Source organism: Streptomyces sp. NPDC059895, assembly GCF_042731035.1.
Taxonomy (GTDB): domain Bacteria; phylum Actinomycetota; class Actinomycetes; order Streptomycetales; family Streptomycetaceae; genus Streptomyces.
Genome location: NZ_JBHWKO010000017.1, coordinates 1 through 25,685, shown reverse-complemented (window position 1 = coordinate 25,685; position 25,685 = coordinate 1). Strand labels below are relative to the sequence as shown.

The following is a 25,685-nucleotide window of genomic DNA, read 5'->3' as shown; positions in this document are numbered from 1 at the left end:
GGCTCACCTCCGGGGGAGCAGCACACTACGGTGCCATTCGAAGAATGCAGGCAGGACGGAGCGAAGGACACGGAAAGCCGATATTCCACCGCGCACCGTGCCGATCCGGACGAGTTCATGTTCAGGAGCGTCCACGACCACCCGGACAGCCGCAACCGGGCGTGTGCCCGCCCGGACGGCGCTCAGGAGCGTGGCCGCCGACTCCATGTCGACCGCGATCGCGCCGGTGGCGAGCAGGTCGGACCGCTCGGGACCGCGCACGACGTGGTCGGAGCCGGTGACGGGCCCGGTGTGCACGGTGCGCCCGGGCAGGGTGCGCGCGAGTTCCTTGACGAGCAGCTCGGTACCGACGCACGGCACACCGCCGCGCGGGTCACGGGTCTCCTCGGCGACGACCAGGTCTCCGGGGTGCATGCCGGGGGCGAGCCCCGCGCAGAAGCCGGTGGCCAGCACGGCCGCTCCGCCGAGCACCGGGTCGGTGAGGATCCGGGTGACGGACCGCTCGGCCGCCCTCGGCCCCATGCCGGTGCGCAGGACGGTGACCGGCCCGCCCGCTCCCGACCGGTCGCCCATGCGCAGGGCGAGGTGTTCGATGCCGAGCGCGCAGGCGATCAGCAGCGGGGCGGGAGCGGGCCGCGCGTTCATCAGCCCCCCTCGGCCTCGACGGCACCCGGTGCCTTCGGGGCGAAGGGGTCCCCGTGGACGTACCGGCCGAGCGCGGTGAGCGGGAACACCTGCCGGTAGAGGTGGTAGTTGATGGAGAAGTCCCACGGGAAGCCGGTGCCGGTGAACTGGGGCTCGTCCCAGGAGCCGTCCTCCCGCTGGGTGTCGGCGAGCCAGGCGACGCCCCGCCGGACCGCCGGGGACTCCCGCTCCCCCGCCGCCAGCAGCGCCATCAGCGCCCACGCCGTCTGGGAGGCGGTCGAGGCGCCCCGGCCGCTCCACCGGCCGGCGTCCCGGTAGGAACGCAGGTCCTCGCCCCAGCCGCCGTCGTCGTTCTGCACCCGCTCCAGCCAGGCCACCGCTCTGCGGATCGCCGGGTGCCGGGCGGGCAGCCCGGCGGCGGCCAGCGCGGGGACGACCGATCCGGTGCCGTAGACGTAGTTGACGCCCCAGCGTCCGAACCACGAACCGTCCGGCTCCTGTTCGGCCAGCAGCCACCGGATGCCCCGCCGGGTGCGCGGGTCGTGCGCCAGGCCCTCGACGGCGAGCATCTCCACGACGTGCGCGGTGACGTCCGCGGACGGCGGGTCGATGACCTCGCCGAAGTCGCAGAACGGCAGCCGGTTGGGGAACGGGCTGGTGTTGTCGACGTCGAAGGCGCCCCACCCCCCGTTCCGGGACTGCATGCCGAGGTTCCAGCGCACTCCGCGCGCGATCGCCTTCTCCACCCGCTCCGGGTCGTGGTGGGCGACCCGGCGCAGCGCGAGGACGACCTCGGCGGTGTCGTCGATGTCGGGGTAGTTGTCGTTGTGGAACTCGAACGCCCAGCCGCCGGGGGGCAGTTCGGGCCGCCGTACGGACCAGTCGCCGGGGCGCACGATCTGCTCGCCGAGCATCCAGTCGGCCGCCTTGACCAGTTGGGGGTGGTCGGCGGGCACCCCCGCGTCGGCGAGCGCGATGGTCGCCAGGCAGGTGTCCCACACCGGCGACTGGCAGGCCTCGATCATCCGGGCCCCGTCCTCGCGGTGGACGGCGTACCGGTCCAGGGACTCCAGTCCCGCCCGCATCACGGGGTGCCGCAGGTCGTAGCCGAGCAGGTGCAGGGCGATGACCGAGTACACGGCGGGCGGCTGGATGCCGCCCCAGCAGCCGTCGTTCTCCTGCCGTTCGATGATCCAGCGGGCGGCGGAGTTCATCGCGGCCTCGCGCAGCCGGCGCACCGCGACCGTGCGGTAGCCGCGCACGACCTTGTCCAGCCGCTGGAACAGCCCGTTCCAGCTGTTGACCGGCGCGAGGGGCCCCGGCGGGTTGGGCCGGGCGGGGTCGGTGTGCAGTTCGTCGAGCCGGAAGGGCGCCGGGCGCACCGGGCGCTTGGCGGAGACGACGGTGAGCGGGACGATCGTCTGCCGGGCCCAGCAGCCGAAGTGGTAGATGCTGAGCGGGAACCACTTGGGGAAGTACAGCAGTTCCGGGGGGAGTTCGGGCAGGTCCTCCCACTTCCACCAGCCGAACAGCGCCAGCCAGATCCGGGTGAAGACACGGGCGGCGGCGATGCCTCCCCGGTCGCGGACCCAGGCGGAGGCGCGCGCCATGTGCGGCGCGTCGGGCGCGTCGCCGGCCAGACGCAGGGCGACGTAGGCCTCGATGGTGGCGGAGAGGTCGCCGGGGCCGCCGTGGAAGGTGGCCCAGGTGCCGTCCTCGCGCTGCTCGCCCCGGATGAAGAGGGCGGCGGACCGGGTGGTCGGCTCGTCGCGGATGCCCAGGAACTGGCGGAGCAGCAGGTCCTCGGCGTCCATCGTGACGTTCGTCTCGAGGTCGCCCTTCCACCAGCCCTCGGCGTTCTGCCGGGCGAGCAGGAAGTCGGTCGCGCGCCGCATCGCGCGCACGGCGGCCTCGTGCACCCCGGCCGCCACGGGGGTGGTGATGTCGCTTTCGCTGGCCGCGGCAGCGCGGGGCGGCAGCGCCCCGGTGCTTCCGTCGGTCGTCGCTGTCATGGCTTCCCCTTCGTGCAGTCGTGCGAAGTCGTGCTGCTGTGGGTCCGCCGTCGGCCGGTGCGCCGTCCCGCCTCGCTGCACCGGCCGGCGACTACGCGAGGGCTATTCGACCGATAGGGATCATCTCTTTCGTACGACGACGAAGTCGGCGAGCGCCGCGAACCGGGCCCGCACCTGCTCGGGCATGTCGACGGCGTCCAGGGCCCCAAGGGCGACGGTGTGCTGGCGGCGCGCCTCCTCGGCGGTCCACTCACGGCCGCCGGCCTCCTCGATGAGCGCGGCGCGGGCGGCGAACTCCTCCTCGGAGAAGTGCGCGAAGTCGCTGCTCCTGGCGTCGGCGGCGAGGATCTCGCCGAGCCGCGCGGAGGCGGGGCCGCCCGCCGCCAGCGCGGCCACGACCGGCAGGGACTTCTTGCGCTGGCGCAGGTCGCTCCAGGTCTGCTTGCCGGTGGAGACCGGGTCGCCCCAGATGCCGAGGAGGTCGTCGACGGCCTGGAAGGCGAGGCCCAGGTGGTAGCCGTACTTCTCCAGGGCGTCGGCGGTGCGGTCGTCCGCGCCGCCGAGCACGGCGCCGATGGAGCTGGCGCAGGCCAGCAGGGCGCCGGTCTTGTTGCCCTCCATCTCCAGGCACTCCTCGACACTGACGCGGTCGCGGTGCTCGTAGGAGATGTCCTGCGCCTGGCCGTCGATCAGGGCGCGGGTGGCGGTGGTCAGACGGCGGGTCGCCCGGCCGGCCTCGACCGTGCCGAGCTCCAGCAGGACCTCGTTGGCGAGGGCGAACAGGGCGTCGCCGACCAGGATGGCCTGGGCGGGGCCGTGCACCTTCCAGACGGTGTCGCGGTGGCGGCGCTGCTCGTCGCCGTCCATCAGGTCGTCGTGCAGCAACGAGAAGTTGTGGACCAGTTCGACGGCGACCGCGCCGGGGACGCCGGTCGCGGGCGCGGCGCCGGTGACCTCGGCGGAGAGCACCGCGAGCGCGGGGCGCACGGCCTTGCCGCCGTCCCCGTCGGTCGGGTTGCCCTGGGCGTCGATCCAGCCGAAGTGGTAGGCGGCGACCGTGTCCATGGGCGGCGCCAGACGGTCGACGGCCGCCCGCAGCACCGGTGTGGCCAGGGTCCGGCCGCGCTCCAGGAGCGCGGTCACGTCCACCGCGGTCTCTCGGGCGGCGGCCGTCGGCGCCGGGGACACAGGGGGCACGGTTTCTCCTCTTGTTGCGGTACCGGAGGGGGTGCGGGGATGTGCCGAGCCGTGCTGATCGAACCTCACCGGACGCCACCTCGCAGGGGGGCGCCGGTTCCCCCCGGTTCTCGGCCGGGGGTCCGGGGGGTGTTCCCCGGGACGATGCAGTGGGCCGCCTCCTCGTCTGCGAAGAGGTGGCGGGGGCGGGGCCGGCCCAGGGCGCCGAGCGCGGCGTCCGCCGCGTTCACACCGCTGCGGACCGCACTCTCCATGGTCGCGGGCCACCCTGTGGCGGTCCACGCTCCGGCCAGGTACAGGCCGGGGGCCTTGGTGCGGGCGCCGGGCCTGAGCCGTCCGACGCCGGGGGTGGGGGCGAACGTCGCCGTGCGCTCCCGGGTCACGAAGAAGTCCTTCACCTCGGCCTCGCGCGTGCGCGGCAGCAGTCGGCGCAGCTCGGGCAGGTAGCGCTCGCGCAGCGCGGCCACGGGCCGGTCGATGTCGTCCCGCGCGGCCGACTGCGACAGCGCGAGGTACTGGCCCTCGCGCAGCCCCGAGGCGTCGGTGCGGTCGAACACCCACTGCACCGGCGTGCCCAGCGCGGCGAGGAAGGGCGCGTCCAGCACCTTGCGGTCGTAGACGACGTGCACGTTGAGGATGGGCGCGGTGCCGATGTCCAGCAGCCGCTCGGGCGCCTCCAGCGCTCCGGGCGGCAGCAGGTCGAACGTCTCGCGCTGCGGTACGGCGAGGACGACCGCGTCCGCGCGGAGCGTCTCGCCGTTCACCTCGACGCTCCAGCCGCCGTCGGCGTCGGGGGAGACCGAGCCGACGCGGGCGCGGACCTCGGTCCGCACGCCCGCGGCGTCAAGGGCCCGGCGGGCGAGCCGGTCGTGCAGTTCGCCCAGCGGGACGCGGGCCCATCCGATGTCGGCCGCGCCCGGGTCGGACAGCAGACCGGTCTTGAACACCATCGCGGCGAGCCCGAGCGAGGTGTCGCCGGCGACCGCGTTGAGGGTGGCGACGCCGACCAGGTCCCACAGGGCCTCGACGGCGCGCGGCGACTGGCCGTGCGCCGTGAGCCAGCTGCCGAAGTCCTGGGCGTCGAGCGCCGGGTCGGCGAGGTCGAGCCCCTTGAGCGCCAGCGCGGCCCGGCCCACCCTGGCGCGTTCGGCGAGCGAGAGGTGCGGGTACCCGGCGAGGCTGCGTCCCAGGTGGAGGGGGACCGGCAGCGCGTCGCGCCGCAGCCTGCCGAGCCGCCGCCCCTCGGGCCGGGCGACGTCGACGACGGGCACGTCGAGACGTTCCTGCAGCGGTGCCAGCGCCGCGCCGTCGATCCGGTCGAGGAACCAGCGGTAGGCGGTGCAGCAGCGCAGGTAGACGTGCTGTCCGTTGTCGACGGTGAGTCCGCCGCGGTGGAAGGAGAAGGCCAGGCCGCCCAGCCGGGGCCGGCCTTCGAGCAGCGTGACGCGTACGCCCGCGTCGGCGAGCGCGAGCGCGGCGGTGACGCCGGCGAGCCCGCCGCCGACCACGACGGCGTCCCGAGCGGACGTCTCCGCGCCGCCCGGGAGCAGCTCGTCCCTCATGGCGCCCCCTCCCCCGCACGCCCGCCGTGCCGCGGGAACGGTGCCCGGCAGGCCGTCGCAGTCAGGGACGCCGCGCCGCGCCGGAGGGTTGCGTGCCGTTTTTCCCCGGTGCCGTCACCCCGGTCCGCCGGATCGCTGGTGGGGCCCATCAGATCTGCCTCCTGACGGCCAGCCGGGACACGTGCCGGGTGTCCAGACCGGACAGCCCGCGCACGGCGACATAGGCCTTCTCCCGCCCGGGCAGGGAGACCCGGCCGCGCAGGACCGCCTCGGGGTCGCGCTCGATGCGGTCGAGGAGACGGCGGTAGATGCCGGCCATCGCGGCGACGCAGGCGCCGCTGCGCCGGTCCAGCATGGGCAGCAGCCGGTAGCCCTCGGCGAAGAGGGCCCGGGCCCGTCGCACCTCGAAGTGCACGAGGCCCGCGAAGTCGGAGCCCTCCGGCGGTCGCGCCCCGTCGAAGCCGGCCGAGCAGCCGAACTTCGCGAGGTCGTCGGCGGGCAGATAGGTGCGGCCGCCCACGGCGTCCTCGCGGACGTCCCGGAGGATGTTGGTGAGCTGGAGCGCGAGCCCCAGCGTGTCGGCGTACTCAGGAGCGCGCTCGGCGCCGCGCGCCCCCGGTTCTGTGCCGAACACACCGAGCGAGAGCCGGCCGATGGCGCCGGCCACGCAGCGGCAGTACGCCTTCAGGTCGTCCCAGGTCTCGTACGTCTCGCCGCGGACGTCCATCAGGACGCCGTCGATCAGCTCGTCCAGGCCGCCCAGCGGGATCGGGAAGACCCGCGCGGCATGGGCGAGGGCGACCGCGACGGGGTCGGTGTCGTCCTCCTCGACCTCGCCCGCGCGCACCCGGGTGAGCAGCGCCCGGGTGTCCTCGAGCCGGGCGGTCTTGACCTCGGCGTCCAGCGCGCCGTCGCCGATGTCGTCGACCCGGCGGGAGAACGCGTACAGCGCCGACATCGCGCGCCGCTTGGGCGTGGGCAGCAGCCGGATGCCGTACGCGAAGTTGCGCGCCTGCTGTCCGGTGACGGCCTCGCAGTAGCCGTAGGCGGCGAGTACCGGTGCGGACACGGTGGGCGGAGAGTCCACGGTCCGGATCACCCCTCTTCTCGCAGGGTCGCGCCCGCCTCGCCCAGCAACCGGAGCTTGCCGGGCCTGGGCGGGCCGGGAAGGACGTCGTAATCGGCGGCGGCGATCGCGTGGATCGCCGCCCTTCCGCCCGCCACGAACCCCGCGAGCAGCAGTCTCAGCCTGCCGTGGACGCTGCCCACCAGCGGGGCGCCCTCGGCCAGCAGGTCGCGGGCGCGTTGCGCCTCGTACGCGATCAGGGCGCGCACCGAGGCGCCGGCGGTGGCCGCGGCGAGGTCCGCCTCCCGGACGTGGAAGCGCTGCATGTCCGCGGCGGGCAGGTAGATCCGGTCGCGGCCGAGGTCCTCGGCCACGTCCTGGAGGTGCTCGACGATCTGCAGCGCGGTGCAGACCGCGTCGGAGCGGCGGACGCGCTCCGGGGTGGAGGTGCCGGTGACGGCGAGGACGAGCCGGCCCACGGGGTTGGCGGACAGTTCGCAGTACGCGAGGAGGTCGTCGTAGGTCGCGTAGCGCGTGACGAGCTGGTCCTGGCGGTTGGCGGCGATCAGGCCGAGGAAGGGCTCGGGGGTGAGGGCGCGGCGGCGGACGGTCGGCTGGAGGCGGCGCAGCAGGGGGTGGCGGGGCGTGCCGTCGAAGACGCGGCGCAGATCGGCCTCGAAGGCGTCCAGCAGGGTGAGGCGGTCCTCGGCGTCGGCGGCCGGGACGCCGAGCAGTCGGGCGTCGGCGCCGCCCGGGGCCAGGTCGCCGTCGCCGATGTCGTCGACCAGACGGGCGAAGCCGTACACGGCCATGAGGTCGTCGCGCCAGGCCCGGGGCAGGAAGAACGGGGCCACGGGGAAGTTCTCGTGCGCGGCCTTGGCGAGGGTGTCGCGCTCCGGGTCCACCGGGCGCGACGTGGTCGGCGCCGTCATCGTCGGCTGCCCGGGGCAGGGACGGCGCATGCTGCGTTACGCTGGGGAGTTTCCGTAGCCATTGCCGTCACATCTCCCGTTCTACACCGACAACCCGATACCCACTATTTCGGACACGCCGCCCAGCCGTCCGCACGGCAGCCCTGTCCGAGGGTGTCGCGCAATATCGCCCCACTTGACTCGTTTCGGGACCGGTCCAGCTTACGTTGTACAACGCAGCGGGCTTCGCGGGGGTGGCCCGCAGATCACAACAACACACCGATTGGCGTCAAGCTTCCTGTGCCGGGGCGGAGTTGACGTTTCCTTTGCAGACGCGGGGCCCCGCCGGGCAGTTCCGGCGGGGCCCCGGTCGCGTCGGGCTACTTGCCCGTGAACTTCTCGTACTCCTTGAGGACCTCGTCGGTCGGGCCGTCCATGCGCAGCTCGCCGCGCTCCAGCCAGAGCACACGGTCGCAGGTGTCGCGGATCGACTTGTTGCTGTGGCTGACGAGGAACACCGTGCCGGCCTCCTTGCGCAGCTCCCGGATCCGTTCCTCGGAGCGCTTCTGGAACTTGCGGTCGCCGGTGGCGAGGGCCTCGTCGATCATCAGCACGTCGTGGTCCTTGGCGGCGGCGATGGAGAAGCGCAGCCGGGCCTGCATGCCGGAGGAGTAGGTGCGCATCGGCAGGGTGATGAAGTCGCCCTTCTCGTTGATGCCGGAGAAGTCGACGATCTCCTGGTAGCGCTCCTTGATCTGCTCGCGGGACATGCCCATCGCCAGACCGCCGAGGATGACGTTGCGCTCGCCGGTGAGGTCGTTCATCAGGGCCGCGTTGACGCCCAGCAGCGAGGGCTGGCCGTCGGTGTAGACCTTGCCGCTCTCCGGGGGCAGCAGGCCGGCGATGGCCCGCAGCAGGGTGGACTTGCCGGAGCCGTTGGAGCCGATGAGGCCGATGGCCTCGCCCCGGTGGGCGACGAAGGAGACACCGCGCACCGCGTGCACCTTGCGCACCCCGCGTTCCTCGCCGCCGCGCTTGACGATCCGGCTCAGGGCGGCGGTGGCGCTGCCCTTGCCGGTGCGGGCGCCGTTGACGCGGTAGACGATGTGCACGTCGTCGGCGATGACGGTGGGGACGCGCTGTCCCGGTAGCTGGTCAGCCACGGCCGTACCTCTCCTCCGCCTGCCAGAAGTACACGAAGCCGCCGATGGCGAAGAGGGCCGCCCAGCCGCCCGCCGCCGCCCAGACGTGGTCGGGGAGGTTCTCGGCGCCGTACTCCTCGATGAGGGCGAAGCGCATCAGGTCCATGTAAATGGCCGCGGGGTTCCACTGGAGGACGTTCGCCATCCACTGCGGCTTGTCGGCGAGGAAGACCGGGATGGAGAACATCACGCCGGACGCGTACATCCAGGTGCGCATCACGAACGGCATCAGCTGCGCGAGGTCGGGGGTCTTCGCGCCGGCCCGGGCGAAGATCAGCGCCAGGCCGGTGTTGAAGAAGAACTGGAGGACCAGCACCGGGACGATCAGGATCCAGGAGGCGTCCGGGTAGCTGCCGAAGACGATCGCCACCACGAACAGCACGATCATCGAGTACAGCAGCTGCTGGAGCTGCTGGAGCGCGAACGAGATCGGCAGCGAGGCGCGCGGGAAGTGCAGGGCGCGGACCAGTCCGAGGTTGCCGGAGATGGCGCGGACGCCCGTCATGACCGAGCTCTGCGTGAAGGTGAAGACGAACACGCCCGTGACGAGGAACGGGATGTACACGTCCTTGTCCATCCCGCGGCCCGCGTCGAGGATCAGGCCGAAGATCGCGAAGTACACGGCCGCGTTCAGCAGCGGAGTGGCCACCTGCCACAGCTGGCCCAGTTTGGCCTGGCTGTACTGGGCGGTCAGCTTCGCCGAGGAGAAGGCCAGGATGAAGTGGCGCCGCCCCCAGAGCTGGCGGACGTACTCCCGCAGCGTGGGCCTGGCCCCGCTCACGGCCAGCCCGTGCTTGGCGGCCAGCTGCGCCGCCGTGAGGCCCTCGTCGGGCGACGGGGGCGCGCTCACCGCGACTCCGCCGTCATGCGTTGTCTCACTCACCAGTAGGAAACTTTCGTCTTCGGGATGCACAGCCTGGACGGGCTTGGCATGAGCCGGGGGGCCTCGGCACGCTCCGGGCCCTCGGGGACGAGCTTGTCAGATGACGGGAGGCCGGCCCAGTCGGGTCAGCCGCCACACCGTACGCCACTTCATGGGCCTGCGCGGTCCGCACGGGGTGGTCCATCCTTCCCGGAACCCGCCGAACCACGCCTTCAGCGCGGACCGCGAGGGGCGGCGCGCCAGTGTGAGCAGCAGCCAGACGCCGAGGTAGACGGGGACCAGCGGGGCGGGGAGGTTGCGGCGGGCCAGCCAGACCCGGTTGCGGGCGACCATGCGGTGGTAGACCGCGTGCCGCGAGGGCGCGGTCGTCGGGTGGTACAGCACCATGTCGGACCGGTAGTCGATCATCCAGCCCGCGTCGAGGGCCCGCCATGCCAGGTCGGTCTCCTCGTGCGCGTAGAAGAACTCGTCCGGGAGTCCGCCGACCTCGGCGAGGACCCGGGTGCGGACGGCGTTGGCGCCGCCGAGGAAGGTGGTGACCCGGGAGGAGCGCATCGGGTCCGAGGCACGCAGCCGGGGCACGTGGCGGCGCTGGGTGACGCCGGTCTGCGGATCGGCGATGCGGAAGCTGATGATGCCGAGCCCCGGATCGGCCGCGAACGCCTCGCGGCACAGCTGAGCGGTGTCGTGCTGGGCGAGGAGGCCGTCGTCGTCGAGGAAGAGCAGGACGTCGACGTCGCGGCCGCTGGGGCCGAAGGCCTCGATGCCGACGTTGCGGCCGCCGGGGATGCCGAGGTTCTCGGGCAGTTCCACGGTGCGGACCCCGTCGGGGACGGCGGGGACGGGTGAGCCGTTGCCGACCACGACCACCTCGACCGGGTCGCCGTCCTGCTTGGCGACCGAGTCGATCAGGGCTCTCAGCTCGTCGGGGCGGTTGCCCATGGTGATGATCACCGCGCCGACCTTCAGGGACGCGCTCACTTCAGCCTGCTCGACGCGAGGATGGACACCAGGTGCAGCAGTGTCTGCAGGAGCGCGATGCCGGCCAGGACGGCGACGCCGAGCCGGGAGAAGAAGAGGTCCCCGCGCACCTGGTCCACGATCGCCAGGACCAGGATCAGCAGCGACGCCTCGATGCCGAGGATCAGCCGGTGGAACTTCAGCGCCGCGGCGGCCCGGCGGGCCAGGGCCATGCCGGAGGAGCGCATCTCGGCGGCGGTCTCCTTGACCGGCGGCTTCCCGGCCTGGTGACGGGCGACGCCGACCAGGTCGGTCTCGGCCTTGATCAGGATCGCGCCGACGGCGGCGAGGGTGCCGAGGAACGCCCAGAGCCAGTCGATCCGGCCGGTGCCCCACGGGTCGGCGGCGCGCAGGCCGAAGCCGACGAGTACGGCGGCGTCGGTGAGGTACGCGCCGACGCGGTCCAGGTAGACCCCGTTCAGCGAGTACTGCTTCTTCCAGCGCGCGATCTCGCCGTCGACGCAGTCCAGCAGCAGGTAGAGCTGGACGCACACCACGCCGAGCACGGCGCCCGTGATCCCGGGCACCAGCAGGGCCGGGGCCGCGAGGACGCCGAAGACGGTCATCAGATACGTGAGCTGGTTGGGCGTGACCCTGGTGTTGACCAGGTAGCGGTCGACCCGCAGGGACACCTCGCGCATGTAGAGGCGTCCCATCCAGTGCTCACCGCTGCGCCGGTCCTTCACCCCCGGGGGGTGCACGACCGGTCTGAGTTCAGCTACCGATGGCCTTGACATAGTCGGCGTAGATGTCCTTGATCTGTTCGGTCTTGAGGTCGAGGTGTTCGAGGATCGTGTAGCGGCCGGGCCGCGTCTCGGGGGCGAACTCCACGGCGCGGACGAACTCGTCCGGGGTGAAGCCGATCTCCTCCGGCAGGACCGGCAGCCCGTGCCGACGCAGCACCTCGGCCATGTAGGCCGACTCCTCGTGGGCTCCGCGCAGGTACATCGCGAACGCCGCGCCCAGGCCGCACTGCTCGCCGTGGGCGGCGGCACGCTGGGGGAACAGCAGGTCGAAGGCGTGGTTGATCTCGTGGCAGGCGCCGGAGGACGGGCGGGAGTCGCCCGACACGGACATGGCGATGCCGCTGAGGACCAGCGCCTCGGCGAGGACCTGGAGGAAGTCGGTGTCCCCGATGCCGCCGGGGTGCCGCAGCACGGCTTCGCCGGCCTGCCGGGCGATCGCGGCGGCCAGGCCGTCGATCTTCTCGCCCTTCACCTGGTGAGCGAGCTCCCAGTCCGCGATCGCGGAGATGTTGGAGACGGCGTCCCCGATGCCCGCCCGCACATAGCGGACCGGGGCCTCGCGGATCACGTCGAGGTCGATGACGACGGCGATCGGGTTCGGCACGCCGTAGGAGCCGCGGCCCGCGTCGTTGTCGAGCGTGGCGACCGGGGAGCACAGGCCGTCGTGGGCGAGGTTGGTGGGGACGGCGACCAGGGGGAGGCCGACGCGCGCCGCGGCGAACTTGGCGCAGTCGATGATCTTGCCGCCGCCGAGGCCCACGACGGCGTCGTAGTGGCCGGCCTTTATGTCGCTCGCCAGCCGCACGGCGTCGTCGAGGGTGCCGCCGCCGACCTCGTACCAGGCGGCGCCCGGCATGGAGGGGGCGATCCGCTCGCGCAGCCGGGCGCCCGAGCCGCCGCTGACGGCGACGGCGAGCTTGCCGGAGTGCGAGATGCGCTCGTCGGCGAGGACGCACGCCAGGTCGTCGAGGGCACCCGGGCGGATGTCGACGACGACCGGCGAGGGGATGAGCCGGGTCAGTACTGGCACGCGATCTCCCGTCCCCGGGCGAGGTCGTCGTGGTTGTCGATCTCGACCCAGTCGACCTCGCCGATCGGCGCGACGTCGATCCGGAAGCCGCGGTCGACGAGCTCCTGGTAGCCGTGCTCGTAGAACTGCTGCGGATCGGTCTCCCACACGGTCTTCAGCGCGTCCCCCAGTTCGGCGGCCGCGTCGCCCTCGATGAGGGTGACGCCGATGTACTCACCGGTGGCCTCGGCGGGGTCCATCAGCTTGGTGATCTTCGTCATGCCCTTCTCGGCATCGACGACGACCTTCATCTCCTCGTCGGCGAGGGACTTCACCGTGTCGAGGGCGAGGATGATCTTCTTGCCGTCGCCGCGGGCGGCGAGCAGCGTCCTCTCGACGGAGACCGGGTGGACGGTGTCGCCGTTGGCGAGGATCACGCCGTCCTTGAGGGCGTCACGGCCGCACCACAGGGAGTAGGCGTTGTTCCACTCCTCGGCCTTGTCGTTGTCGATGAGGGTGAGCGTGAGGCCGTACTTCCGCTCCAGGGCCGCCTTGCGCTCGTACACGGCCTCCTTGCGGTAGCCGACGATCACCGCGACCTCGGTCAGACCGATCTCGGCGAAATTGCCGAGCGTCAGGTCCAGGACCGTCGGTTCGCCCTCTATGCCCGCGGGCCCCACCGGCACCAGCGCCTTGGGCAGGGTGTCGGTGTAGGGGCGCAGACGCCGTCCGGCGCCGGCCGCCAGCACGAGGCCGATCATGCGGGTTCTCCTTCGTCGTGTACGGCGGGGGCCCCTGAGGACACCCAGAAGCGGATGCTCTCGGCGAGCACCACGAGGGCGACGGCCACGGCCAGGACCGTGAGCGCCACCGTGAACTGCGAGGCGGTGAGCAGGGCGGCCAGAACCGTGACGAGCAGTGTCCGCCCCTCCTGCCCCCCGACGGCGCGCACCAGCCAGGCCGGCGGCGCTCCGGCGTCGCCGCGGATGCGGTACACCGTGTCGTAGTGATGGTAGGCGACGGCCGCCACCAGCCCGAAAGCCGCGGGCAGCGCCCCGTTCACATCGGCCCGGGCGGCGAGGACGAGGACGGTGAGGTACTCCGCGGCGCGGAAGAGCGGCGGGACCAGCCAGTCGAGGGCGCCCTTGAGGGGCTGGGAGAGGGCGAGGCCGGAGGTGAGGGCGTAGACCACCGCGCCGGCGGCGGCCGCCCAGGGGCTGCCGGACGCGACGCTCGCGGCGAGGACGCCGACGCCGAACGCCGCCGGCAGCAGCGGGGAGCTCGGGCGGAAGCGGGTGTTCGGGCTGCGCCACCTGCCCACGAAGGCGGCCAGGGGGCCGTTGTCCGCGAGATCGGCCAGCGCCCGCGCGGCCCGGTCCGTGCGCTCGGCCCTGCGGGTCACCGAACGCAGCACGCGTCCCGCCGTGGTGTAGGTCGCCGCCAGGGCACAGCCGATCAGCAGTGCGTAGAAGGTGATGCGGGGGGTCGTCGCGGCCGTGAGGACGGCGATCATGGCCCATCGTTCGCCGATGGGCAGGACTATCATCCGCCGCGCCCAGACCGTCCAGCCGACGCTGTCGAGCTTGTCGGAGAGGGCGGCGGTGGGGCTGGTGTTGGCGGCGGCGTCGTGGTTGGCCTCGTTGAAGGAGAAGTCCACGACGTGCCGGCAGGTCTGGAGGACCATCGCGCCGAGCGCGAGGGCCCATACGTCGTCACTGCCGCCGCGGGCCGCGCCCAGCGCGAGGCCGGCGTAGTAGGCGTACTCCTTGGCCCGGTCGAAGGTGGCGTCGAGCCAGGCGCCGAGGGTGGAGTACTGCAGGGAGTAGCGGGCGAGCTGGCCGTCGGTGCAGTCCAGCACGAAGGAGAAGATCAGCAGCAGGCCGGCGGCGACGAATCCGCCCCGGGTGCCGGTGGCCGCGCAGCCCGCCGCGATCAGCGCGGTGATCAGGGAGGCGGTGGTGACCTGGTTCGGGGTGAGGCCGCGGCGGGCGCACCAGCGGGCGAGGTACCGCGAGTAGGGGCTGACGCAGAAGGTGGTGAAGAAACCGTCGCGGGACTTCACGGCCGACCTCAGGCGTACGGCCTCGTCGTCGACGGCGGCGACGGCCTGCCGTGCCTCGTTGCGGGCCTGCGGGTCGGCGGGGACCTCCGCGACCAGGCTGCCGAGCTCGGGCCGGTGGACGTCGGCGCCGTCGGCGTCGAGAGCGCCGACGACGCGGTCGGCGAGGCTGTCGAGGCTGTCGACGTTCCCCACGCTCGACTTCGCTCGCGCGGGGGCACCCCCACCGGCCGTGCCGCCGCTCGCGGAGTTCTCCCGGGCCAGCGCCCGGGTCAGGGCCTGCCGGCCGGCGGGCTGGGCGGTGACGGCGCCGGGGATCGCGGCGAGCGGGAAGCGGGGGTCGGTGAGGCCGAGGCGCAGCGCGTGCGGATGGCCCACGAAGCGGGTGTCGACGAGCGCGACGCGCTGGTCACCGGGGACGGCGGCGAGAAGCGTCTCGGCGTCGGCGGTGCCGGCCGCGGTCCGGACGTCGAAGCCGAGGGACCGCAGGTCCGTCTCGATCGACGATCCGGGGACCGGCTGACCGGTGAGGATGGCGGTCGGCAACCGAACTCACTCCCTGGGTCCCGACGCGTCCACGTCGGTCATCTGCATGGTGGGGCGCCCTCCGGTACCAGCCGGGCGGCATGTCGGCAGAGGCTATCGGATGCCGGGAAGACCGTGTTCACCGGCCGTTCAAGGACGGATCACACGGTCTGACAGCACGTGTGCACCGCCCTTTGCCGAGATCATCATGGGTGATCGGCGGCCCGGCCGACAAACCGTGCCGCCGATCACCCGCGCGGGACGGCCGGACAGCAGGTGGCGCCACCGTGAACCGGGAATCGTTTTCGCAGGTCAGAGCAGATGACAACGGTGTTCAGTGCCGCGTTGCCGGATACCCCCCACCCGTAGTTGACTGGGTGCCGGACCGCTGACAGGAGGGCTTGCTCCATGGGGGCTGGGCACGACCACGGCCATGCGCACACGCAGGTGCCGACCACCGCCACGGCCGCCGCGGCGTACCGCGGCAGGCTGCGGGTGGCGCTGTCGATCACGCTCACCGTGATGGTGGTGGAGATCGTGGGCGGCGTGCTCGCGGACTCCCTCGCCCTGATCGCTGACGCGGCGCACATGGCGACGGACGCGCTGGGCCTCGGCATGGCGCTGCTCGCCATCCACTTCGCCAACCGCCCCCCGAGCACGCACCGCACCTTCGGCTACGCCCGGGCGGAGATCCTCGCCGCGCTGGCCAACTGCCTGCTGCTGCTCGGGGTGGGTGGCTACGTCCTGTACGAGGCGGTCCAGCGGTTCCTCGCGCCCGCCGCCACCGAGGGCGGGCTGATGATCGTGTTCGGCGCGGTGGGCCTGGTGGCGAACACCATCTCGCTGACGCTGCTGATGCGCGGCCAGGCGGAGAGCCTGAACGTGCGGGGCGCGTTCCTGGAGGTGGCGGCGGACGCGCTGGGCTCGGTGGCGGTGCTGGTGTCGGCGGTGGTGATCCTCACCACCGGCTGGCAGGCCGCCGACCCGGTCGCCTCGCTCGTCATCGGCCTGATGATCGTGCCGCGGACCCTCAAGCTGCTGCGCGAGACCCTGGACGTCCTGCTGGAGTCGGCTCCGAGGGACGTCGACATGGCGGAGGTGCGGACGCACATTCTGGCGCTGGACGGGGTGGAGGACGTGCACGACCTGCACGCCTGGACGATCACCTCGGGGATGCCGGTGCTGTCCGCGCACGTGGTGGTGCGCTCGGACGTGCTGGACGCGATCGGCCACGAGAAGATGCTGCACGAGCTCCAGGGCTGCCTCGGCGACCACTTCGACGTGGCGCACTGCACCTTCCAGCTGGAGCCGGGCGGGCACGCCGAGCACGAGGCGCGGCTCTGCCACTGACGCGAGCGGGACGGGCCCCGGGCCGCCGTCTCCACGGGTGACCTCGCCGGTCATCATTTCGCACCTTCGTTCGGAACGGTTCCCGGGGCGCCTTGCCGGGCAAGATCGCCCAGGGGGTCCGGTCGCCGGACGCGGGACATGCGGGCGCTCACGCGAAGTGCGGGGAGCGCGGACGCGTACGGCAGACTGAGGAGGCGAGGACCGATGCTAAGGATGGGTATGCCGATCACTTCTGCCACCACGACGACCGGCTCGTCGAGCGGCACCGCTGACGCGATTCTGCTGGAACTCGTCGACGAGGACGGCGTGACCATCGGCACAGCGGAGAAGCTCGCCGCCCACCAGGCGCCGGGGCAGCTGCACCGGGCGTTCTCCGTCTTCCTCTTCGACGAGCACGGCCGGCTGCTGCTCCAGCAGCGGGCGCTCGGCAAGTACCACTCCCCCGGTGTGTGGTCCAACACCTGCTGCGGCCACCCCTACCCGGGCGAGGCCCCCTTCGCGGCGGCCGCGCGGCGCACCTTCGAGGAGCTGGGGGTGTCCCCGTCGCTGCTCGCGGAGGCGGGCACGGTCCGCTACAACCACCCGGACCCGGCCTCGGGCCTGGTGGAGCAGGAGTACAACCACCTGTTCGTCGGGATGGTGCAGTCCCCGCTGCGGCCGGACCCGCAGGAGGTCGGCGACACGGCCTTCGTGACACCCGCCGAGCTGGCCGAGCGGCACGCGAGGGACACGTTCTCCTCGTGGTTCATGACCGTGCTGGACGCGGCCCGGCCGGCCGTCCGGGAACTGACGGGTCCGTCGGCCGGCTGGTGAGGCGGGGGTGTCCGGATCACTCCCCGCAGGGCCGGATCACCCCTGGACGGTGTCCGCGGGCTTGAGCGGCAGGGCGGCCCAGATGACCTTGCCGCCGCTCGCCGTGTGCTCGACGTCGCACACCCCGCCGGCCTCCCGGGTGATCTCCCGCACCAGAAGCAGCCCCCGGCCGCCGGTCTGGCCGTGGTCGGCCTCCAGGGCGGTGGGGCGGTAGGGGTGGTTGTCCTCCACGGACACCCGCACCCACGCGGCGCCGACGGCGACCTCCACCGCGAGCACCGGCGACAGCAGCGCCGCGTGCCGGACGGCGTTGGTCACCAGTTCCGAGACGATCAGCAGGAGCCCCTCGGCGAGGTCGTCCGTGACCGGCACCCCTTGACGCAGCAGCAGGTCCCGCACGGCGTGTCGCGCCTGCGGGACCGAGACCTCCACGGGGGCGGCGGTGAACCGCCAGACCCCCTCGTACGGCAGCGGTCGCGGCACGTCCGTCCCACGGGGTCCGAGAGGTGCGCCTGCGTCGCCCTGAGGGCGTGGGCCGGGCCCGCGCCCGCGGTCGTCCATCGTCCGGTCGCCACCCTTGCGCTCGATTGTCGCCACACCCCTGAGTGTTGGTAACCCGGCGGCGGGCGCCGGATGACTGAACAGAAGTCAGCACTTATCGAGCGTTCTCGGCGTTTCCCGCCCGTGATTCTCTGCGCCTTGTCGGCTTCTGTCCGGTGTGCACCACCTTCGTGCACTCTTCAGGTTGTACGGGTTTGCCGGGGCGCTCGCCCGTTTCGTACCCCGTCCCGCCCGTCGCCCCGTCCGGGCGGCGACGATGACACCGATCCGAAGCGGTGACGCCCACCCGGACGCGGTCGGCCGAGCGCGCGAACGGGCGGTTAGCATCCGGCGCATGGAGCCCGAGCTGCTGCACGGCGTCACCGACGGGGTCGCCACCGTCGTCCTGCACCACCCGGCCAAGCGCAACGCCATGACGGCCGCGATGTGGCGGGCGCTTCCCCCGTTGCTGGACGGGCTCGCCGCCGACCCGGGCGTGCGGGCGCTCGTGCTGACCGGCGCGGGCGGCACGTTCTGCGCCGGAGCCGACATCTCCACGCTCCAGGGGTCGCCCGACGAGGCGCAGGGACTGGCGGTGCGGGCCGAGGAGGCTCTCGCCGCGTTCCCGAAACCGACGCTGGCGGCGGTGAAGGGCCACTGCGTGGGCGGCGGCGCGCAGCTCGCGGCCGCGTGCGACCTGCGGTTCGCCGAGGAGGGGGCACTGTTCGGGGTGACACCGGCGAAGCTCGGCATCGTCTACCCGTCCTCCGCGACCCGGCGGCTGGTCGCGCTGGTCGGTCCGGCCACCGCCAAGTACCTGCTGTTCTCGGGGGAACTGATCGACGCGGAGCGGGCGCTGCGCACCGGGCTGGTGGACGAGGTGCTGCCGGCCGGCGCGCTCGACGAGCGTGTGGCGGAGTTCACCCGGGTGCTGACGTCCCGTTCGCAGCTGACGCAGGCCGCCGCGAAGGAGTTCGTGAACGGCCGCACGGACCGCGACGCCCACTGGGCCGCGCTGGCCCGCGCCGACGGCGAGACCGCGGAGGGCGTCGCCGCGTTCCTGGAGCGCAGGGAGCCGCGCTTCACCTGGACCACGTCGGGGTGAGAGGCGGTCCCGCGGGACCTTCGCACCGCCCGTCGACGACGGACGGGCATGTCCGGGCGTCGCGGAGGTACCCGTTGACTCCCGGCCGTGGCGGCCGGGAGAGGAGAGGAGACTCACGTGTTCCGTGCGATCGCAGACGTGCTGCGGCAGATCGGTGGCGCCGTCGCCACCGTGGTGACCCTGCCCTTCAGGGCCGTGGCCCGGCTCTTCGGGGGCGCCTCCGCCTCCACGCGGCACGGCAGGGCCTGAAGCCGTGGGGCCCTCACGCCGCCGGGGGGCGAAGGCGTTCCCGGCCGCGTGAGGGCGCTGCCGCCCGCCCGGCCCGCCGGGAGTCCGCCCTGATCCCCGATTGTCGGCGCGGCCTGCCACAATTGCCGCGCAACCTCAGTGGAGAAGGCGGTACGGGATCGTGACGACACCCGGGTCCATCGAAGTAGGGTCCATCGAAGGCAGGATCGCCGAGGAGCTCGGCGTACGGGAGCGGCAGGTGAAGGCCGCCGTGGAACTGCTCGACGGCGGTTCGACGGTGCCTTTCATCGCCCGCTACCGCAAGGAAGCGACCGAGATGCTCGACGACGCGCAGCTGCGCACGGTCGAGGAGCGGCTGCGCTACCTGCGGGAGCTGGAGGAGCGCCGGGCGGCGATCCTGGACTCCGTGCGCGAGCAGGGCAAGCTCACCGGCGAGCTGGAGGAGCGGATCCGCGGCGCCGAGACCAAGGCCCGGCTGGAGGACATCTACCTGCCCTACAAGCCCAAGCGGCGGACGAAGGCGCAGATCGCCCGGGAGGCCGGGCTGGAGCCGCTGGCCACGGGACTGCTCGGCGACCCGGGCGTCGAGCCGCTCGCCGCGGCGACCGCCTTCGTCGACGCCGGCAAGGGCGTCGCCGATCCGCAGGCCGCGCTGGACGGGGCGCGGGCGATCCTCACCGAGCGGTTCTCGGAGGACGCCGACCTGATCGGCGAGCTGCGCGAACGCATGTGGGTGCGCGGGCGCCTCGCCGCGAAGGTGCGGGACGGCAAGGAGGAGGCGGGCGCCAAGTTCGCCGACTACTTCGACTTCGCCGAGCCGTTCACCGAGCTGCCCTCGCACCGCATTCTGGCGATGCTGCGCGGTGAGAAGGAGGAGGTCCTCGACCTCGTCCTGGAGCCGGAGGAGCCGACGGACGGGCCCTCGTCGTACGAGGGGATCGTCGCCCACCGGTTCGGCATCGCCGACCGGGGCCGCCCCGCCGACAAGTGGCTGACCGACACCGTCCGCTGGGCCTGGCGCACCCGGCTCCTGGTGCACCTCGGGATCGACCTGCGGCTCAGGCTGCGTACGGCCGCCGAGGACGAGGCGGTCGACGTGTTCGCGGCGAACCTGCGGGACCTGCTGCTCGCCGCCCCCGCGGGCACCCGCGCGACGCTCGGCCTGGACCCCGGCTTCCGCACGGGTGTGAAGGTGGCCGTGGTGGACGCGACCGGCAAGGTCGTCGCCACCGACGTCATCCACCCGCACGTCCCGGCGAACCGGTGGGACGAGGCGATCGCCAAGCTGGCGCGGCTGGCGAAGGAGCACGCGGTCGAGCTGGTCGCGATCGGCAACGGCACGGCGTCCCGTGAGACCGACAAGCTCGCCGGTGACCTCATCACCCGGCACCCGGAGCTGAACCTCACCAAGGTGATGGTGTCCGAGGCGGGCGCCTCGGTCTACTCGGCCTCGGCCTTCGCCTCGCAGGAGCTGCCCGACATGGACGTGTCGCTGCGCGGCGCCGTGTCGATCGCCCGCCGCCTCCAGGACCCGCTGGCCGAGCTGGTGAAGATCGACCCGAAGTCCATCGGGGTCGGCCAGTACCAGCACGACCTGTCCGAGGTGAAGCTGTCGCGTTCGCTGGACGCGGTGGTGGAGGACTGTGTGAACGGCGTCGGTGTCGACGTGAACACCGCGTCCGCCCCGCTGCTCGCCCGGGTCTCCGGCATCACCTCCGGCCTCGCCGAGAACATCGTGGCGCACCGCGACGCCAACGGCCCGTTCACCTCCCGCAAGGACCTGAGGAAGGTGCCCCGGCTCGGCCCCAAGGCGTACGAGCAGTGCGCGGGCTTCCTGCGGATCCGCGGCGGCGAGGACCCGCTGGACGCCTCCAGCGTGCACCCCGAGGCGTACCCGGTGGTCCGGCGGATGGTGAAGACGACCGGGCAGGAGGTGGCCGCCCTCGTCGGCAACACCTCGGTGCTGCGGTCGCTCAGGCCGGACGACTTCGTGGACGACACCTTCGGTCTGCCGACCGTCACCGACATCCTCAAGGAGCTGGAGAAGCCCGGGCGCGACCCGCGGCCCGCCTTCCGGACGGCCACCTTCAAGGAGGGCGTGGAGAAGATCTCCGACCTGTCCTCCGGCATGGTCCTGGAGGGCGTGGTGACCAACGTGGCCGCCTTCGGCGCGTTCGTCGACGTCGGTGTCCACCAGGACGGCCTGGTCCACGTCTCCGCCATGTCGAAGACGTTCGTCAAGGACCCGCGGGACGTGGTCAAGCCGGGGGACATCGTCAAGGTGAAGGTCCTCGACATCGACATCCCGCGCAAGCGGATCTCGCTGACGCTCCGGCTGGACGACGAGGCGGCCCCGAAGGGCGCCCCGGGCGAGGGCCGGCCGCAGCGCGGTGGCGGGCGCCCGCCGCAGCAGCGGCAGCAGTCCGGCCAGCGCGGCGGCGGTCAGCGGGGCGCGGGCGGCGGTCAGCGCGGCGGCGGTGCCCGGCAGGCTCCGGCGCCGGCGAACAGCGCGATGGCCGACGCGCTGCGCCGGGCGGGGCTGGTCGACCCCAAGAAGGGCCGGAGCTGAGCGAGGGGGGCCGGGCCCCGGCGGCGTTCCGGGACGGCCCCCGCTCGTACAGTGACGGTATGAGCACCTCTCGCGTCCTCACCTGGGCGGTCACGGCGAGCGGCGGGTACGAGACGGCGTGGGCCGACGCCGGTGAGGGTGCGCTCGGTGCGCGGGGGCGCGCGGTGGGCACGGCGCCGGAGCCGTACTGGGTCTCCTACGAACTCGACACGGCCGAGGGGTTCGTGACGCGGCGGCTGGCGGTGACGGTCGAGACGGCGGAGCGGACGCGGTCGCTGGATCTGCGGCACGACGGCCGGGGCGGGTGGACGGCCGACGGTGAGCGGCTGCCCGGATTCGAGGACGCCCTCGACTGCGATCTGGGGCTGTGCCCGCTCACCAACACCATGCCGGTGCTGCGGCACGGACTGCACCGGGCGCCGGGCGAGCGGCGGTTGCTGATGGCGTGGGTGTCGGTGCCGGCGCTGACCGTGCGGCCGTCCTGGCAGACGTACACGTACCTCGGGCCGGGCGAACGGGGCGCGCGGGTGCGTTTCGTCTCCGGGACGTTCCGGAGCGACATCGTCTTCGACGAGGACGGGTACGTCGTCGACTATCCGGGGCTGGCGAGGCGCCTGGCGTGAAACCCGGTTTGCCGGTGATCATCGCAGCGACAGACTGGCGGGATGAACGCATCCGATCCCAAGGCGGACCTCCTGAAGTGCCTCCAGGACGCCCGCGACGTGCTGGTGTGGAAACTCGACGGGCTGTCGGAGTACGACGTGCGCCGGCCCATGACGCCGACCGGCACGAATCTGCTGGGTCTGGTCAAGCACCTGGCCGGGGCGGAGGCACTGTACTTCGGGACGGTGTTCGGGCGGCCGTTCGCGGGGACGCCGTTGTGGATCACCGGGGACGCGGAGCCGAACGCCGACCTGTGGGCGCGGGCCGACGAGACCCGCGAGGAGATCGTCGGGCTGTACCGGCGGGCCTGCGCGCACGCGGACGAGACGGTCGCGGCGCTGCCGTGGGACGCGGTCGGCCGGATCCCGGGGGGCAAGGGGGGCGAGGTGACGCTGCATCGGATCCTCGCCCACATGATCGGCGAGACGCACCGGCACGCCGGGCACGCCGACGTCGTGCGGGAGCTGGTCGACGGAGCGACGGGAGAGCGCCCGGGCGGCGCCAACACGCCCGACGGCGACCCGGCGTGGTGGACGGCGCACCGCGAGCGGGTGGAACGGGCGGCCCGGGAGGCGGGCCGCACCGGGTGAGGCTACCGTTCGGTCACCTTGCCGTCCGCGACCTCCAGGCGGCGGGTGACGTGGACCGCGTCCAGCATGCGCCGGTCGTGGGTGACCAGGAGCAGGGTCCCCTCGTAGGCGTCGAGGGCGGCCTCCAGCTGCTCGATGGCCGGGAGGTCGAGGTGGTTGGTCGGCTCGTCGAGGACGAGCAGGTTGACGCCGCGTCCCTGGAGCAGCGCGAGGGCGGCGCGGGTGCGTTCGCCCGGTGAGAGGGTCGCCGCCGGGCGCAGCACATGGTCCGCCTTCAGACCGAACTTGGCCAGGAGGGTGCGCACCTCGGCCGGTTCCGTGTCCGGTACGGCGGCGGAGAACGCGTCGAGCAGCGCCTCGGGGCCGTGGAACAGCCCGCGCGCCTGGTCGACCTCGCCGACCAGGACGCCCGAGCCGAGGGCCGCGTGGCCGGCGTCCAGCGGGACACGGCCCAGCAGCGCGGCGAGCAGGGTCGACTTGCCCGCGCCGTTCGCGCCGGTGACCGCGACCCGGTCGGCCCAGTCGATCTGGAGGGTCACCGGGCCGAAGGTGAAGGCGCCGCGCCGCACCTCGGCGTCCCGGAGGGTGGCGACGACCGCGCCGGAGCGCGGGGCGGCCGCGATCTCCATGCGCAGCTCCCACTCCTTGCGGGGCTCCTCGACGACCTCCAGGCGTTCGATCATGCGCTGGGTCTGGCGGGCCTTCGCGGCCTGCTTCTCGCTGGCCTCGCTGCGGAACTTGCGGCCGATCTTGTCGTTGTCGTTGCCCGCCTTGCGGCGCGCGTTCTTCACGCCCTTGTCCATCCAGGAGCGCTGCGTCTGCGCGCGTTCGTGCAGGGCGGCCTTCTTGTCGGCGTACTCGTCGTAGTCCTCGCGGGCGTGCCGACGGGCCACGTCCCGCTCCTCCAGGTACGCCTCGTAGCCGCCGCCGTAGAGGTTGATCTGCCGCTGGGCGAGGTCGAGTTCGAGGACCTTGGTGACGGTGCGGGCGAGGAACTCGCGGTCGTGGCTGACGACGACGGTGCCGGCGCGCAGGCCGGTCACGAAGTGTTCGAGGCGCTCCAGGCCGTCGAGGTCGAGGTCGTTGGTGGGCTCGTCGAGGAGGAAGACGTCGTAGCGGGACAGGAGGAGGGAGGCGAGGCCCGCGCGGGCGGCCTGGCCGCCGGACAGGGACGTCATCGGCTGGCCGAGGTCCACGCCGAGACCGAGGGAGTCGGCGACCTCCTCCGCGCGTTCGTCGAGGTCGGCGCCGCCGAGGCCGAGCCAGCGCTCCAGGCTCGCCGCGTAGGCGTCGTCGGCGCCGGGAGCGCCGTCGACCAGGCCCTGGGTGGCCTCGTCCATCGCGCGCTGCGCCTCGGCGACCCCGGTGCGGCGGGCGAGGAACTCCCGCACGCTCTCGCCGGGGCGGCGCTCCGGCTCCTGGGGCAGGTGGCCGACGGTCGCGGTCGGCGGGGAGAGCCTGAGCTCGCCCTCCTCCGGCGCGGTGAGGCCGGCCAGGAGCTTCAGCAGGGTGGACTTGCCGGCGCCGTTGGCTCCGACCAGCCCGATCACGTCACCGGGGGCGACGACGAGGTCGAGCCCGGCGAAGAGGGCGCGGTCGCCGTGGCCGGCGGCGAGGTTCTTGGCGACGAGGGTGGCAGTCATCAGACGGTAGATCCTAGTGGGCGCGCGGTGCCGGGGGCGCGGGGGTTCCGCCCCGTGGCCGGTGGGCGCGCGTACGGGCTACCGTCAGGGCGTGGGCAGGCACGGGAACGGCGATGTGATCGTGGTCGGCGGCGGGGTCATCGGGCTGGTGACGGCGGTGGTCCTCGCCGAGCGGGGCCGGCGGGTGCGGGTGTGGACGCGGGAGCCGGCCGAGCGGACCACCTCGGCCGTCGCGGGCGCGCTGTGGTGGCCGTACCACATCGGGCCGGTGGCGTCGGCCCGGGCCTGGGCGCTGCGCTCGCTGGAGGTGTACGAGGAACTCGCCGGGCGGCCCGAGGTCACCGGGGTGCGTCTGGTCGAGGGGGTCATGGGCGGGACGGAGCCGGGCGCCGTCGCGGCCTGGACGGCCGGCCGGCTGACCGGGCTGCGTCCGGCGACCGCCCGGGAGTACCCCGCCGGGAGGGGCCTGTGGGCGCGGCTGCCGCTGATCGACATGGCGGTCCATCTGCCGTGGCTGCGGGAGCGGTTGCTGCGCGCGGGCGGCACGGTCGAGGAACGCGCCGTGAGCGATCTGGCGGAGGCCGACGCGCCGGTCGTCGTCAACTGCACGGGCCTGGGCGCCCGTGATCTGGCCGCGGACACCTCGGTGCGGCCGCAGCGGGGGCAGCTGGTCGTCGTGGAGAACCCCGGGATCCGCACCTGGCTGGTCTCCACCGGTCCGGACGGTGATCTGGCGTACCTCTTCCCGCAGCCGGGGCGGCTGCTGCTGGGCGGCACCGCGGAGGACGACAACTGGTCGCCGGAGCCGGATCCGGCGGTGGCCGCGGCGATCGTACGGCGGTGCGCCGCCTTTCGCCCGGAGGTCGCGGGGGCGCGGGTCCTGGAGCACCGGGTGGGGCTGCGGCCCGTACGGCACGCGGTGCGGCTGGAGCGGGAGGCGCTGCCGGACGGGCGGTCGGTGGTGCACCACTACGGGCACGGCGGCGGTGGGGTGACCGTGGCGTGGGGGTGTGCGGAGGAGGCGGCCGGGCTGGCGTTCCCGGGCGGCTCGGCCGGGAACCGGACCTGAGACCGGACCAGGGACCGGACCAGGGACCGGACCGGAGACCGGACCAGGGACCGGACCGAGGACCGGACCGAGGACCGGACCGGAGACCGGACCAGGGACCGGACCAGGGACCGGACCGAGGACCGGACCGGAGACCGGACCGAGGACCGGACCGGAGACCGGACCAGGGACCGGACCGAGGACCGGACCGGAGACCGGACCAGGGACCGGACCGAGGACCGGACCGGAGACCGGACCAGGGACCGGTCGCGGCCCGG

At 73.2% G+C, this 25,685-nt stretch carries 23 protein-coding genes and 1 pseudogene; 8 read left to right on the top strand and 16 right to left on the bottom strand.

Annotation, left to right across the window (positions count from 1 at the left end):
• Nucleotides 1–3: 3 nt before the first annotated feature.
• The 14 genes and pseudogenes from ACFV9M_RS20740 to ACFV9M_RS20675 form a co-directional block, all read right to left on the bottom strand.
• The gene (locus ACFV9M_RS20740) at nucleotides 4–645 is read right to left on the bottom strand and encodes a 1-hydroxy-2-methyl-2-butenyl 4-diphosphate reductase (protein WP_385068767.1); all 642 of its coding nucleotides are present in this window, start codon (nucleotides 643–645) and stop codon (nucleotides 4–6) included.
• A complete protein-coding gene (shc, locus tag ACFV9M_RS20735) occupies nucleotides 645–2,657 on the bottom strand; it encodes a squalene--hopene cyclase (RefSeq protein ID WP_385068765.1) in 2,013 nt (670 codons plus the stop codon). Before shc ends, ACFV9M_RS20740 begins: the two co-directional genes overlap by 1 nt.
• A 120-nt stretch (nucleotides 2,658–2,777) precedes the next feature.
• Nucleotides 2,778–3,845, bottom strand: a complete 1,068-nt coding sequence (locus ACFV9M_RS20730) for a polyprenyl synthetase family protein (protein ID WP_385068853.1) — start codon at nucleotides 3,843–3,845, stop codon at nucleotides 2,778–2,780.
• A gap of 74 nt (nucleotides 3,846–3,919) precedes the next feature.
• Nucleotides 3,920–5,485, bottom strand: a pseudogene (hpnE, locus tag ACFV9M_RS20725) (hydroxysqualene dehydroxylase HpnE); the annotation flags it as partial.
• Nucleotides 5,413–5,565: a DUF6380 family protein gene (locus ACFV9M_RS20720; RefSeq protein ID WP_385068763.1), complete on the bottom strand. Its 153-nt coding sequence runs from the start codon at nucleotides 5,563–5,565 to the stop codon at nucleotides 5,413–5,415. The pseudogene hpnE and the gene ACFV9M_RS20720, both read right to left, overlap by 73 nt.
• Nucleotides 5,565–6,515: a presqualene diphosphate synthase HpnD gene (gene hpnD / locus ACFV9M_RS20715; protein WP_385068761.1), complete on the bottom strand. Its 951-nt coding sequence runs from the start codon at nucleotides 6,513–6,515 to the stop codon at nucleotides 5,565–5,567. The genes ACFV9M_RS20720 and hpnD overlap by 1 nt, the downstream gene beginning before the upstream one ends.
• Nucleotides 6,512–7,414 (bottom strand): squalene synthase HpnC, encoded by a 903-nt coding sequence (gene hpnC / locus ACFV9M_RS20710; protein WP_385068759.1) that lies wholly within the window; start codon nucleotides 7,412–7,414, stop codon nucleotides 6,512–6,514. The genes hpnD and hpnC overlap by 4 nt, the downstream gene beginning before the upstream one ends.
• A gap of 359 nt (nucleotides 7,415–7,773) precedes the next feature.
• Entirely contained in the window at nucleotides 7,774–8,556 is a 783-nt protein-coding gene (locus tag ACFV9M_RS20705) for an ABC transporter ATP-binding protein (protein WP_385068757.1), read from the bottom strand.
• Nucleotides 8,549–9,478, bottom strand: coding sequence for an ABC transporter permease (locus ACFV9M_RS20700; protein ID WP_385068755.1), 930 nt, complete (start codon nucleotides 9,476–9,478; stop codon nucleotides 8,549–8,551). The genes ACFV9M_RS20705 and ACFV9M_RS20700 overlap by 8 nt, the downstream gene beginning before the upstream one ends.
• A gap of 96 nt (nucleotides 9,479–9,574) precedes the next feature.
• Entirely contained in the window at nucleotides 9,575–10,459 is an 885-nt protein-coding gene (locus ACFV9M_RS20695) for a glycosyltransferase family 2 protein (RefSeq protein ID WP_385068753.1), read from the bottom strand.
• Entirely contained in the window at nucleotides 10,456–11,235 is a 780-nt protein-coding gene (locus ACFV9M_RS20690) for a CDP-alcohol phosphatidyltransferase family protein (protein ID WP_385068752.1), read from the bottom strand. Before ACFV9M_RS20690 ends, ACFV9M_RS20695 begins: the two co-directional genes overlap by 4 nt.
• The gene (locus tag ACFV9M_RS20685) at nucleotides 11,213–12,274 is read right to left on the bottom strand and encodes an iron-containing alcohol dehydrogenase family protein (RefSeq protein ID WP_385068751.1); all 1,062 of its coding nucleotides are present in this window, start codon (nucleotides 12,272–12,274) and stop codon (nucleotides 11,213–11,215) included. Before ACFV9M_RS20685 ends, ACFV9M_RS20690 begins: the two co-directional genes overlap by 23 nt.
• A complete protein-coding gene (locus tag ACFV9M_RS20680) occupies nucleotides 12,262–13,014 on the bottom strand; it encodes a sugar phosphate nucleotidyltransferase (protein WP_385068749.1) in 753 nt (250 codons plus the stop codon). Before ACFV9M_RS20680 ends, ACFV9M_RS20685 begins: the two co-directional genes overlap by 13 nt.
• Nucleotides 13,011–14,858 (bottom strand): DUF5941 domain-containing protein, encoded by a 1,848-nt coding sequence (locus ACFV9M_RS20675; RefSeq protein WP_385068748.1) that lies wholly within the window; start codon nucleotides 14,856–14,858, stop codon nucleotides 13,011–13,013. Before ACFV9M_RS20675 ends, ACFV9M_RS20680 begins: the two co-directional genes overlap by 4 nt.
• Nucleotides 14,859–15,245: 387 nt before the next feature.
• On the opposite strand from ACFV9M_RS20675, the gene ACFV9M_RS20670 reads away from it, so the two are divergent.
• Nucleotides 15,246–16,187 carry a cation diffusion facilitator family transporter gene (locus ACFV9M_RS20670; RefSeq protein ID WP_385068746.1) on the top strand — a complete coding sequence of 314 codons (942 nt, stop codon included), beginning with the start codon at nucleotides 15,246–15,248 and terminating at the stop codon, nucleotides 16,185–16,187.
• A 219-nt stretch (nucleotides 16,188–16,406) separates the two neighbouring features.
• Nucleotides 16,407–17,000, top strand: coding sequence for an isopentenyl-diphosphate Delta-isomerase (gene idi / locus ACFV9M_RS20665; protein WP_385068744.1), 594 nt, complete (start codon nucleotides 16,407–16,409; stop codon nucleotides 16,998–17,000).
• Between the two features lie 36 nt (nucleotides 17,001–17,036).
• On the opposite strand, the gene ACFV9M_RS20660 is transcribed toward idi, so the two are convergent.
• On the bottom strand, nucleotides 17,037–17,561 hold the full coding sequence (locus tag ACFV9M_RS20660; RefSeq protein ID WP_385068852.1) for an ATP-binding protein: 525 nt from the start codon (nucleotides 17,559–17,561) through the stop codon (nucleotides 17,037–17,039).
• 334 nt (nucleotides 17,562–17,895) lie between these two features.
• Between ACFV9M_RS20660 and ACFV9M_RS20655 the strand changes: the two genes are divergently transcribed.
• From ACFV9M_RS20655 to ACFV9M_RS20635, 5 genes are all read left to right on the top strand, one after another.
• A complete protein-coding gene (locus ACFV9M_RS20655) occupies nucleotides 17,896–18,645 on the top strand; it encodes an enoyl-CoA hydratase/isomerase family protein (RefSeq protein WP_385068742.1) in 750 nt (249 codons plus the stop codon).
• Between the two features lie 117 nt (nucleotides 18,646–18,762).
• Entirely contained in the window at nucleotides 18,763–18,894 is a 132-nt protein-coding gene (locus ACFV9M_RS20650) for an LPFR motif small protein (RefSeq protein WP_385068740.1), read from the top strand.
• Between the two features lie 160 nt (nucleotides 18,895–19,054).
• Nucleotides 19,055–21,463: a Tex family protein gene (locus tag ACFV9M_RS20645; RefSeq protein ID WP_385068738.1), complete on the top strand. Its 2,409-nt coding sequence runs from the start codon at nucleotides 19,055–19,057 to the stop codon at nucleotides 21,461–21,463.
• A 59-nt stretch (nucleotides 21,464–21,522) separates the two neighbouring features.
• Nucleotides 21,523–22,086, top strand: a complete 564-nt coding sequence (locus ACFV9M_RS20640; protein WP_385068736.1) for a putative glycolipid-binding domain-containing protein — start codon at nucleotides 21,523–21,525, stop codon at nucleotides 22,084–22,086.
• A 42-nt stretch (nucleotides 22,087–22,128) separates the two neighbouring features.
• Complete coding sequence (locus tag ACFV9M_RS20635; RefSeq protein ID WP_385068734.1) at nucleotides 22,129–22,716, top strand: DinB family protein; 588 nt, start codon at nucleotides 22,129–22,131, stop codon at nucleotides 22,714–22,716.
• Between the two features lie 2 nt (nucleotides 22,717–22,718).
• Here the strand turns inward: ACFV9M_RS20635 and ACFV9M_RS20630 are convergent, their stop codons facing one another.
• Nucleotides 22,719–24,359 (bottom strand): ABC-F family ATP-binding cassette domain-containing protein, encoded by a 1,641-nt coding sequence (locus ACFV9M_RS20630; RefSeq protein WP_385068732.1) that lies wholly within the window; start codon nucleotides 24,357–24,359, stop codon nucleotides 22,719–22,721.
• A gap of 91 nt (nucleotides 24,360–24,450) precedes the next feature.
• Between ACFV9M_RS20630 and ACFV9M_RS20625 the strand changes: the two genes are divergently transcribed.
• Nucleotides 24,451–25,428 carry an FAD-dependent oxidoreductase gene (locus ACFV9M_RS20625; RefSeq protein WP_385068730.1) on the top strand — a complete coding sequence of 326 codons (978 nt, stop codon included), beginning with the start codon at nucleotides 24,451–24,453 and terminating at the stop codon, nucleotides 25,426–25,428.
• The last annotated feature ends 257 nt before the right edge of the window (nucleotides 25,429–25,685 follow it).